Origin of the sequence: Pseudomonas sp. Sample_14 (genome assembly GCF_004307515.1) — a bacterium.
Taxonomy (GTDB): Bacteria; Pseudomonadota; Gammaproteobacteria; order Pseudomonadales; family Pseudomonadaceae; genus Aquipseudomonas; species Aquipseudomonas atacamensis.
The window spans coordinates 53632-63980 of record NZ_RCOC01000092.1; the positions used below are offsets into that span (position 1 = coordinate 53632).

At 61.6% G+C, this 10349-nt stretch carries 9 protein-coding genes; 3 read left to right on the forward strand and 6 right to left on the reverse strand.

Annotation, left to right across the window (positions count from 1 at the left end; all coding sequences use genetic code 11):
- Positions 1-2: 2 nt before the first annotated feature.
- From D8U61_RS21830 to D8U61_RS21840, 3 genes are all read right to left on the reverse strand, one after another.
- Complete coding sequence (locus D8U61_RS21830; protein ID WP_122603650.1) at positions 3-944, reverse strand: rhodanese-related sulfurtransferase; 942 nt, start codon at positions 942-944, stop codon at positions 3-5.
- Positions 945-1240: 296 nt separating this feature from the next.
- Positions 1241-1540 carry a BolA family protein gene (locus tag D8U61_RS21835; protein ID WP_101156381.1) on the reverse strand — a complete coding sequence of 100 codons (300 nt, stop codon included), beginning with the start codon at positions 1538-1540 and terminating at the stop codon, positions 1241-1243.
- 12 nt (positions 1541-1552) lie between these two features.
- On the reverse strand, positions 1553-2068 hold the full coding sequence (locus D8U61_RS21840; protein ID WP_016770936.1) for a DUF2059 domain-containing protein: 516 nt from the start codon (positions 2066-2068) through the stop codon (positions 1553-1555).
- A gap of 191 nt (positions 2069-2259) precedes the next feature.
- On the opposite strand from D8U61_RS21840, the gene D8U61_RS21845 reads away from it, so the two are divergent.
- The gene (locus D8U61_RS21845) at positions 2260-3654 is read left to right on the forward strand and encodes a class II fumarate hydratase (protein ID WP_016770937.1); all 1395 of its coding nucleotides are present in this window, start codon (positions 2260-2262) and stop codon (positions 3652-3654) included.
- Positions 3655-3762: 108 nt separating this feature from the next.
- Here D8U61_RS21845 and D8U61_RS21850 read toward each other — a convergent pair whose 3' ends face one another.
- Positions 3763-4722 carry a DMT family transporter gene (locus D8U61_RS21850; protein WP_130888473.1) on the reverse strand — a complete coding sequence of 320 codons (960 nt, stop codon included), beginning with the start codon at positions 4720-4722 and terminating at the stop codon, positions 3763-3765.
- A 210-nt stretch (positions 4723-4932) separates the two neighbouring features.
- On the opposite strand from D8U61_RS21850, the gene D8U61_RS21855 reads away from it, so the two are divergent.
- The gene (locus D8U61_RS21855) at positions 4933-5124 is read left to right on the forward strand and encodes a DUF6316 family protein (protein WP_122603652.1); all 192 of its coding nucleotides are present in this window, start codon (positions 4933-4935) and stop codon (positions 5122-5124) included.
- A gap of 126 nt (positions 5125-5250) precedes the next feature.
- Here the strand turns inward: D8U61_RS21855 and D8U61_RS21860 are convergent, their stop codons facing one another.
- Entirely contained in the window at positions 5251-6435 is a 1185-nt protein-coding gene (locus D8U61_RS21860; protein WP_130927661.1) for a thiolase family protein, read from the reverse strand.
- 103 nt (positions 6436-6538) lie between these two features.
- Positions 6539-8053 (reverse strand): polyphosphate:AMP phosphotransferase, encoded by a 1515-nt coding sequence (pap, locus tag D8U61_RS21865; RefSeq protein WP_016770941.1) that lies wholly within the window; start codon positions 8051-8053, stop codon positions 6539-6541.
- Between the two features lie 314 nt (positions 8054-8367).
- On the opposite strand from pap, the gene mnmC reads away from it, so the two are divergent.
- Positions 8368-10347 carry a bifunctional tRNA (5-methylaminomethyl-2-thiouridine)(34)-methyltransferase MnmD/FAD-dependent 5-carboxymethylaminomethyl-2-thiouridine(34) oxidoreductase MnmC gene (mnmC, locus tag D8U61_RS21870; RefSeq protein WP_130927662.1) on the forward strand — a complete coding sequence of 660 codons (1980 nt, stop codon included), beginning with the start codon at positions 8368-8370 and terminating at the stop codon, positions 10345-10347.
- Positions 10348-10349 lie beyond the last annotated feature (2 nt).

A 10349-nucleotide genomic window follows, 5' to 3' on the forward strand; every position in this document is an offset into this window, starting at 1 on the left:
GGTTAAGCCTCGGTGGATGCTTGCTTATAGTTGTAGCCGATCGGGTGCGGCTGGTTGCGCGCCTTGGCCAGTTCAATCTGCTTTTGCCGATCGATGGCGCTGCGCCGGGTTTTCTCGCTGAGCTTGTCCCAGCAGTGCGGGCAACTGATGCCGGCGACGTAGTGTTCGGAGGCGCGATCTTCAACGCTGACCGGCGTGCGGCAGGCATGACATTGATCGTAGTCGCCTTCCGTCAGGTCGTGACGCACGGTGACGCGGTTGTCGAAGACGAAGCAGTCGCCGCGCCACTTGGTTTCTTCCTGCGGCACCTCTTCGAGGTACTTCAGGATGCCGCCCTTGAGGTGGTAAACCTCTTCGAAACCTTCGCCGAGCATATAGCTCGAGGCTTTCTCGCAGCGAATGCCGCCGGTGCAGAACATCGCGACCTTCTTGTGCACGGCCGGGTCGAAGTGTTCTTTGATGTAGTCGGGAAACTCGCGAAAACTGGTGGTTTTCGGATCGATGGCGCCTTCGAAGGTGCCGATCGACACTTCGTAATCGTTGCGCGTGTCGATCAGCAGCACTTGCGGGTCGCTGATCAGCGCGTTCCAGTCCTGCGGTTCGACGTAGGTGCCGACCTTCTTGTTCGGGTCAACGCCTTCAACGCCGAGGGTGACGATCTCTTTCTTCAGCTTGACCTTGGTGCGATAGAACGGCTGCTCGTCGCAATACGATTCCTTGTGGTCGATGTCGACCATGCGCGGATCGTTCTTGAGCCAGGCGAGCAGACCGTCGATGCCTTCGCGGCTGCCGGAAACCGTGCCGTTGATGCCTTCTTCGGCGATCAGCAGAGTGCCTTTGATGCCGTTGTCGACCATCGCTTGCAGCAGAGGCTCGCGCAGGTCAACGTAATCTTCGAGGGTGACGAACTTGTACAGTGCCGCCACGACAATCGGTTGTGTCATGGGTATTTCTCCAGGTGGCTACCCTCGCAAAGGGTGAACCGGATTCAAAAAAAACGCGCCGGCTAAGCGGCGCGTTGCGGATTCTAGCAAAAACATGATGTGTTTTGGATTTGCTCAGTCTTCTGTGACAACACAAAACCTGTGGCGAGGGGATTTATCCCCGTTGGGTGGCGAAGCAACCCTAAACCCATTCAGCCCCGTTCCTTCTGCCAGGACCGTGGTTACAGGGTTTACGACTGCTGCGCAGCCGAACGGGGATAAATCCCCTCACCACAAAAATCCCGCCACATCCAAAATCAGTGCTTGCTACCGCCGGCACAGGTCGGCGAAGCCGGGGCGCCGTCGATCTCTGCCCATTCCTGCGGGGTGTAGGTGTGCAGCGCCAACGCATGGAACTCGCCCATCAGCTCGCCGAGCGTGCCGTAGACTTTCTGGTGGCGCTTGACCCGGTTCAGGCCTTCGAACTGCGCGCTGACCACCACCGCTTTGTAGTGGGTCTGTAACCCGCGACTGTGCATGTGGCTTTCGTCCAGCACTTGCAGGTGCTCAGGCTGTAACAGGGCCAGCGTCGATTCGATGCGTTGTTGCATGGTCATCACGAACTCCGCTTACTTCTTCTTGGCTGGCGCCGCGGCCGGGGTCAGCTCTTTGGTCATGTCGTCGAGCAGCTTGTTGACCACTGGCACCGCGCTTTCCAGTTTGCCCTGGGTCATCTGCGCCGATTGCTGGGTCAGCTGCGGCATTTTTTCCAGGACTTTCTTGCCCAGTGGCGACTGGTAGAAGGCAACCAGATCTTTGAGCTCGGATTCGCTGAAGTTGCTGGTGTAGAGCTTGACCATGTCGGGCTTGAGCTTGTTCCAGCCGATGGCCTGGTCCAGCGCGGCGTTGGCCTTGGCCTGGTAGGTTTCGAGCACGGCTTTCTTCGACTCAGGGGCTTTGGTCTGTTCAAAGCGCTGGGCGAACATTTGCTGCACTTGCATGTACACCGGGGTACCCAGCTTGTCAGCGTGAGCCAGCGTCAGGAAAGCTTCGGCACTGGCGTTGTGGCTGGCGGTATCGGCAAGCACCTGGCCGCTGGCGCAAACCAGTGCAACCGCGGTACAGATGGCGCGAAGACGAGTCATCGAGTTTCCTTTAAGCAAAGCGAGGTCGAACCCCAAGGGCGACCATTCTGCGCCTAACAATCGCTGTGGCTCAACCCCCGGCCCTTGCCGCGCTTGATTGGCGGGGTTTTGCGGTCAACAATCGAGCCGATGGAACCACCCGGGCCGACGCCGGCCTAAATTGCGCCAACAGACCAACAGGAGTGTGCACGATGAGCCGTATCGAAACCGACAGCCTGGGCCAGATCGAGGTCCCGGACGACGCTTACTGGGGTGCTCAGACGCAACGCTCGCTGATCAACTTCGCCATCGGTCAGGAACGCATGCCGCTACCGGTGCTGCACGCCCTGGCCCTGATCAAGAAAGCCGCCGCACGGGTCAACGACCGCAACGGTGACCTGCCTGCCGACATCGCCCGCCTGATCGAACAGGCCGCCGATGAAGTGCTCGCCGGCGAGCATGACGAGCAGTTCCCGCTGGTGGTCTGGCAGACCGGCAGCGGTACCCAGAGCAACATGAACGTCAACGAAGTGATCGCCGGTCGCGCCAACGAACTGGCCGGCAACCCGCGCGGCGGCAAGTCGCCGGTGCACCCGAACGATCACGTCAACCGCTCGCAAAGTTCCAACGACTGCTTCCCCACTGCCATGAGCATCGCCACCGCCAAAGCGGTGCAGGAACAACTGCTGCCGGCGATTGCCGAGCTGTCCGGCGGCCTTGCCGAACTGGCGGCGCGGCACATGAAACTGGTGAAGACCGGGCGCACGCACATGATGGACGCGACGCCGATCACCTTCGGTCAGGAACTGTCCGGCTTCATCGCGCAACTGGATTACGCCGAGCGCGCGATTCGTGCCGCGCTGCCGGCGGTTTGCGAACTGGCTCAGGGCGGCACCGCCGTTGGTACCGGTTTGAATTCGCCACACGGTTTCGGTGAGGCGATTGCCGCCGAACTCGCAGCACTGTCCGGTTTGCCGTTCGTCACCGCGCCGAACAAGTTCGCCGCGCTGGCCGGTCATGAACCGTTGGTAACGCTGTCGGGTGCACTGAAAACCCTCGCCGTGGCCTTGATGAAGATCGCCAACGACCTGCGTCTGCTGGGCTCAGGTCCTCGCGCAGGTTTCGCTGAAGTGAAGCTGCCGGCCAACGAACCGGGCAGCTCGATCATGCCCGGCAAGGTCAACCCGACCCAGTGCGAAGCGCTGTCGATGCTCGCCTGCCAAGTGCTCGGCAATGACGTGGCGATCGGTTTTGCCGCCAGTCAGGGGCACTTGCAGCTGAACGTGTTCAAACCGGTGATCATCCACAACCTGCTGCAATCGATCCGTCTGCTTGGTGATGGCTGCAGCAACTTCCAGCAGCACTGCATCGCCGGCCTCGAACCGGATGCCGAGGTCATGGCCAAGCATCTGGAACGTGGATTGATGCTGGTGACCGCGCTGAACCCGCACATCGGTTATGACAAGTCGGCGGAGATCGCCAAGAAGGCGTACAGCGAAGGGCTGACTTTGCGTGAGGCGGCGTTGCAGCTGGGTTATCTGACGGATGAAGAGTTCGATGCCTGGGTGCGGCCGGAGAACATGATCGAGGCTGGGGCCAAGGGCTGAGTCATTTAGCGCCTGAAAATCCGTCTTCGCGAGCAGGCTCGCTCCCACAGGAAAATTGCATTGCAAAGTGGGAGCGAGCCTGCTCGCGAATTCAGGCGCCGCCGATCTTCAGCCAGGCACAACCCTGGCCCGCCGCGCCTTGAGGCCGGCAATCAACGACGGCCCCAACGCCACCAGCGCCGAACCCAGCACCACCAGCACCGCCCCGCCATAGCCCAGCGCATTGATCTGCTCGGCATGCACATAGTCCGGCCAGATCCGCGCCGCAATCGCCACCGCCACAAACGTCACCAGCGGCGTGATTGCCAATGTTGCGCTGACCCGCGATGCTTCCCAGTGCGCCAGTGCTTCGGCGAATGCGCCGTAGGCGATCAAGGTGTTCATGCAGCACGCCAATAGCAGCCAGCCCTGCAACGGGCTCAGGTTGAGCGCTTCCAGCGGATGCACCCACGGCGTCAGCAATAGCCCGCAGAACAGATAGATCACCATCATCACCTGCAACGAATTCCACACCGTGAGCAATTGCTTCTGGCCCAGCGCATAGAAGGTCCAGACCGTCGACGCCAGCAGCACCAAGAGCACGCCGGCTGTGTAATCAGACAGCGAGGTCAGCAGCTCGGCCAGGCGCTGATTGAAGAACAGACCAAAGCCGACCAGCAACACCAGCAGGCCGATGCCCTGGCCGATGCTGAAGCGCTCCTTGAACACGAACAGGCTGGCGATCAGCAGCATGATCGGCCCCATTTGCACCACCAATTGCGCGGTGCCGGGGCTGAGCAGGTTGAGGCCCATCAGGTACAGCACGTAATTGCCGACCAGCCCCAGTACCGCCATCAGCACCAGCCAACCACCCTTGGGCCCGAGCACCTTGCGCCTTGGCAGGCGCTTGACCGACGCCAGATAGATGAACAGGCAGCCACCGGACACCATCAGGCGAAACCAGGTCACCGTGACCGGGTCCATCACCTGCAATACCTGTTTGAGCTTGATCGGTAGGATGCCCCACAGAAACGCGGTCAGCAGCGCCAGGAACAGTCCGTACACCCAGCGCCCTGATGAAATGTGCATGCGAACCCCAAAAGCCTGCTGACAAGAACACTCATTCTAGGCGTCCGGCTGCGCACAACACAGGGACAGTTACCGGCAGGCCGCGAATGAAACTGTGCAGGTCGCAGCAGTAAACCGGCGCGCCGCCGTTGATCGGCCGGGCAGGCGCGCCAAGTGCTTCAGGCATAAGCTGATTGCAGACTTTTCAACGCATTGATCAGGGAGACCGACATGTACGCCATGCGCGCCGAGGACAGCGCCCCCGCCACCCGTTTTCGCAGCGACCGCGTGTGTCGGGTCAATGGCGAGCTGTATTTCAGCACCCGGGAAAATACCCTCGAAGGGCCGTATGACAGTCAGGTGATCGAGCGGGAGATTCAGGCTTATATAGCGCGGATGCAGCGGCAGGGTTCCAGCCGCTGAGCCGTGGCGCTGCCTTCGCGAGCAGGCTCGCTCCCACAGGATTTTGGTGAACATTGAAATTATGTACACCCTGAACCTGTGGGAGCGAGCCTGCTCGCGAAGGGGCCTGAACAGGCAACCAATCCTTTAGCGCACCGCCTCAAACAACCCACTCGCCCCCATCCCGCCACCCACGCACATGGTGACGATGCCGTAGCGCAAATTGCGCCGCTGCAATTCCCGGATCAAATGCCCGACCTGACGCGAGCCGGTCATGCCGAACGGGTGGCCGATGGAAATCGAGCCGCCATTGACGTTGTACTTGTCGTTGTCGATCTCCAGCCGGTCGCGGCTGTACAGGCACTGCGAAGCGAACGCCTCGTTCAACTCCCACAGATCGATATCCGCCACTTGCAGGCCCTTGGCCTTGAGCAGTTTCGGCACCGAGAACACCGGGCCGATGCCCATTTCGTCCGGCTCGCAACCGGCGACGGTAAAGCCACGGAAAAACGCTTTCGGCTTGAGCCCCAGCTCCAAGGCTTTATCCAGGCTCATCACCAGCGTCATCGAGGCACCATCGGACAGCTGCGAGGAATTGCCCGCCGTCACCGAACCGTCGTCGGCGAACACCGGTTTCAAACCGGCAAGGCTTTCGTAGGTGGTGTCCGGGCGGTTGCAGTCGTCGCGCTCGACGACGCCGTCGACAATCTGCACTTCGCCGCTGTTCTTGTCCTCGACGCGATATTTCACCGCCATCGGCACGATTTCATCATCGAACAAACCCGCAGCCTGGGCCTGGGCCGTACGCATCTGGCTTTGCAGCGCATAGCGATCCTGGGCCTCGCGGCTGACGCCGTAACGGCGCGCCACCACTTCGGCGGTCTGGCCCATGGTGTAGTAGATGCCGGGAGTCTGTTGCTTGAGCAATGGGTTGATCAGGTGATCGGTGTTGACGCTTTTCAGGGTCAGGCTGATCGACTCGACGCCGCCGGCAACGATGATGTCGCTGCAACCGGAGGCGATCTGGTTGGCGGCAATCGCAATGGCCTGCAAACCCGAGGAACAGAAACGGTTGAGGGTCATGCCGGCGGTGCCGGTGCCCAGGCACGACAGTACCGCGACGTTGCGGCCGATGTTGTAGCCCTGCGCGCCCTCGTTGGAGCCGGCGCCGACGATGCAGTCCTCGACGCTGGCCGGGTCGATATCGTTGCGGGTCAGCAGCGCATTGACGCAGTGGGCCGCCATGTCATCGGGGCGGGTCTGGTTGAACTTGCCGCGAAAGGATTTGGCCAGGCCGGTCCGCACGCTGTCGACGATCACCACTTCACGCATGGCATACCTCATTGTTGTTGTCGGTTGAGAGTGGAGCTGAGCATAAGTCCACCTTCTTGCCGACCGCGAGGATCATTCACCCGGCGTATGCGCGGCCATCGCCTCAGTCCTTGTGCTTCTTGGCCTTCTTGTCGGATTTCTCGAACGCGTCTTCCAGCGCGCGGTTGATGGTGCGCAACACTTTCACCCGCGCCCAGCGCTTGTCGTTGGCCTCGACCAGCGTCCACGGCGCGATCTCGGTGCTGGTGCGATCAACCATGTCGCCGACCGCCCGGCGATAGTCGTCCCACTTTTCCCGATTGCGCCAGTCGTCCTCGGTGATCTTGAAACGCTTGAAGGAAATCTCTTCGCGCTCCTGAAAGCGCTCCATCTGCGTGTCCTTGTCGATAGCCAGCCAGAACTTGACGACGATGACGCCGGCATCGGCCAGTTGCTCTTCGAAGTCATTGATTTCGCCGTAGGCGCGCAGCCAGTCGGCCGGGGTGCAGAAGCCTTCGATCCGCTCGACCAGCACCCGCCCGTACCACGAGCGGTCGAACACGGTGAATTTGCCCCGCGCCGGAAGGTGTCGCCAGAACCGCCACAGATACGGTTGCGCGCGCTCTTCTTCGGTCGGCGCGGCGATCGGGACGATGCTGTACTGACGCGGATCGAGCGCGGCTGCCACGCGGCGAATCGCCCCGCCCTTGCCCGCCGCGTCGTTACCCTCGAACACCGCGACCAGCGCATGGCGGCGCATGCGCTTGTCGCGCATCAGCCCGGACAGACGCGCCTGTTCGGTGATCAGTTGTTCTTCATAGTCTTTCTTGTCCAGACGCTGGGTCAGGTCGAGGCTGTCGAGCAGGTTCAACTGATCGACCGGCGTGCCCAGCGGCGCGGCACTGACTTCGTGGGGATTGACGTCGGCACGCTTGAGCGCACTTTGCAGGCCTTCGAGGAGAATCTTGCCCACCGCCAGGCTGCGGTAATTGGCATCGACGCCTTCGATGACATGCCACGGCGCGTAATCGCGACTGGTACGGCGCAGCACGCGCTCGCCGTATTTGACGAACTTGTCGTAGGTCTGCGACTGCTGCCAGTCCAACGGGCTGATGCGCCAGCTGTGCAGCGGGTCGTCGGCCAGCGATTTGAGCCGCGCTTTCATCTGCTTCTTGGACAGGTGAAACCAGAACTTGAAGATCAGCGCGCCTTCATCGCAGAGCATTTTTTCCAGACGCTCGGCGCCGGCGATGGCCTGGTCCAGACGCGGATCCTTGAACAGTCCGTGCACCCGGCCCTGGAGCATCTGGCTGTACCAGTTGCCGAAGAACACGCCCATCCGGCCCTTGGCCGGCAGCATGCGCCAGTAGCGCCAGGCCGGTGGCCGCGCCAGTTCTTCATCGGTTTGCTGGTCGAAGGTGCGCACTTCGATCAGGCGCGGGTCCATCCATTCGTTGAGCAGCTTGACCGTCTCGCCCTTGCCCGCCCCTTCAATGCCGTTGATCAGGATGATCACCGGAAAGCGTTTCTGCTGCTGCAACTCGAACTGCGCTTCCAGCAAGGCTTCACGCAGCGCAGGGACCGCCGCCTCATAAGTGTCTTTGTCGATGGCGTGACCGATTTCAGCGGATTCAAACATGGGACGGCTCCTTCCAGGGTTCAGCAAGACTAGCGGATTGGGCACGGGCGCAGGGCAGAAATTCCCACGAACTCAGGACGGGATGAGAACTTTGTGGTGAGGGGATTTAGCGTTGACTGGCTGTGCAGTAGTCGTAGATCCGGGAAGTGCGGTTTGGATCGGGAAACCGGGGTGGATGGTTTTGGGACTGCTTCGCAGTCCAGCGGGGATAAATCCCCTCGCCACAGGGTTCTTTTCACTGCGAGTCTTGTGCTGGATCAGGTAGTACCGGCGCGATCGGCTAGAATGGCCGCCTTGTGTTTGCCGAGCCTGCCATGAAAGCCGAAATGCCCCACGCCCAACTCGACTGGGACGACCAGGGACGCCCACGTTCGCGGGTGTTTGATGACGTGTATTTTTCCGATCAGTCGGGGCTGGAGGAAACCCGTTACGTGTTTCTTGAGCAGAACCGTCTGGCCGAGCGCTTTGCTGCGCTGCCGGCGGATGGTCGGCTGGTCATTGGCGAAACCGGCTTCGGCACCGGGCTGAATTTTCTCTGCGCCTGGCAGTTGTTCGAACAGCACGCGGTGGCCGGCGCACGTTTGCATTTTGTCAGCGTGGAAAAGTACCCGCTGGCGCCTGCGGATCTGCGCCGGGCCTTGGCACTGTGGCCGGAACTCAAGCCATTGGCCGATCAGTTGCTCAAGCACTACGTGGCGATTCATCAAGGCTTTCAACGCATCACTTTGGCCGAAGGTCGAGTGACGCTGACCTTGCTCATCGGCGATGCGCTGGAGCAACTGCCGCAACTCGATGCGCAGATCGACGCGTGGTTTCTCGACGGTTTCGCTCCGGCGAAAAACCCGGACATGTGGACCGCTGAGCTGTTCGTCGAACTGGCGCGCCTGGCTGCGCCGGGCTCGACTATCAGCACCTTCACCAGCACCGGTTGGGTAAGGCGTCTGCTCAACGCTGCCGGGTTCAAGATGAAGCGCACGCCGGGCATTGGCCACAAGTGGGAAATCCTGCGTGGCGAATTTCTCGGCTGGCCCGCTGAGGTGACGGCGCCAATGCCGGTTAAACCCTGGTTCGCCCGCCCTGCTCCGTTGCGCGGTGAGCGCCGGGCGATCGTGATCGGCGCCGGCCTGGCTGGCTGCGCGACAGCGTCGAGCCTAGCGGCGCGCGGCTGGCAAGTGAGTGTGCTGGAGCGTCACGCGGCCGTCGCGCAAGAAGCCTCGGGCAACCCGCAGGGCGTGCTTTATCTCAAGCTGTCCGCCCATGGCACGGCATTGTCGCAGTTGATTGTCAGTGGCTTCGGTTACACCCGGCGCCTGCTGGAAAGCCTGCAACGCGGCAGCGACTGGGATGACTGCGGCGTGCTGCAATTGGCGTTCAATGCCAAGGAAGCCGAGCGCCACGCGCAACTGGCGGCGGCGTTTCCTGAAGATCTCTTGCAGTGGCTGGAACAACCCGAAGCGCAGGCTCGCGCCGGTGTCGGCGTGGCCCACGGCGGTTTGTTCTACCCCGAAGGCGGCTGGGTGCATCCGCCAGCGCTGTGTCAGGCCCAGGCGACACACACCAACATTGAATTGCTCAGCCATCACGAAGCTTTGGAACTGCGCAAAGTCGCTGACCAGTGGCAAGCGTTCGACGGCGAGCGTTTGCTCGCCAGTGCGCCGGTGGTGATCCTGGCCGGAGCTGCCGAAATCAAACGTTTTGCCCAGAGCGCCGAATTGCCGCTCAAGCGCATCCGCGGGCAGATCACCCGTCTGCCTGAAACCGCAGACAGTCGTGCGCTGACCACCGTGGTGTGCGCTGAGGGCTACGTCGCCCCGGCGCGTCTGGGCGAGCACACCCTGGGCGCGAGTTTCGACTTCAACAGCGACGACCTGACGCCCACGACTGCCGAGCACCAAGGCAATCTGGCGATGCTCGAAGAGATTTCCAGCGACCTGCTGAGCCGTCTGAACATCAGCGAGCAGCCAATTGAGAACCTTGAGGGCCGCGCAGCCTATCGCTGCACCAGCCCCGATTACCTGCCGATTGTCGGCCCGCTCGCTGATCTGCAAACCTTCAATCAAACCTACGCTGCGTTGAGCAAAGACGCCCGACAAGTGCCGGACCTCGCCTGCCCGTGGCTCGACGGTCTGTACGTCAACAGCGGCCACGGTTCTCGCGGGCTGATCACCGCGCCGCTGTCCGGCGAACTGCTCGCCGCGTGGCTGGACAACGAGCCGCTGCCTTTGCCGCGCAGCGTGGCCGAAGCGTGCCATCCCAACCGGTTTGCCTTGCGCAAACTGATTCGCGGCAAGTGAAT

Coding starts and splice junctions, on each gene's coding strand:
- D8U61_RS21830 (WP_122603650.1), bottom strand. CDS start 944: ATGACACAACCGATTGTCGTGGCGGCACTGTACAAGTTCGTCACCCTC.
- D8U61_RS21835 (WP_101156381.1), bottom strand. CDS start 1,540: ATGACCATGCAACAACGCATCGAATCGACGCTGGCCCTGTTACAGCCT.
- D8U61_RS21840 (WP_016770936.1), bottom strand. CDS start 2,068: ATGACTCGTCTTCGCGCCATCTGTACCGCGGTTGCACTGGTTTGCGCC.
- D8U61_RS21845 (WP_016770937.1), top strand. CDS start 2,260: ATGAGCCGTATCGAAACCGACAGCCTGGGCCAGATCGAGGTCCCGGAC.
- D8U61_RS21850 (WP_130888473.1), bottom strand. CDS start 4,722: ATGCACATTTCATCAGGGCGCTGGGTGTACGGACTGTTCCTGGCGCTG.
- D8U61_RS21855 (WP_122603652.1), top strand. CDS start 4,933: ATGTACGCCATGCGCGCCGAGGACAGCGCCCCCGCCACCCGTTTTCGC.
- D8U61_RS21860 (WP_130927661.1), bottom strand. CDS start 6,435: ATGCGTGAAGTGGTGATCGTCGACAGCGTGCGGACCGGCCTGGCCAAA.
- pap (WP_016770941.1), bottom strand. CDS start 8,053: ATGTTTGAATCCGCTGAAATCGGTCACGCCATCGACAAAGACACTTAT.
- mnmC (WP_130927662.1), top strand. CDS start 8,368: ATGAAAGCCGAAATGCCCCACGCCCAACTCGACTGGGACGACCAGGGA.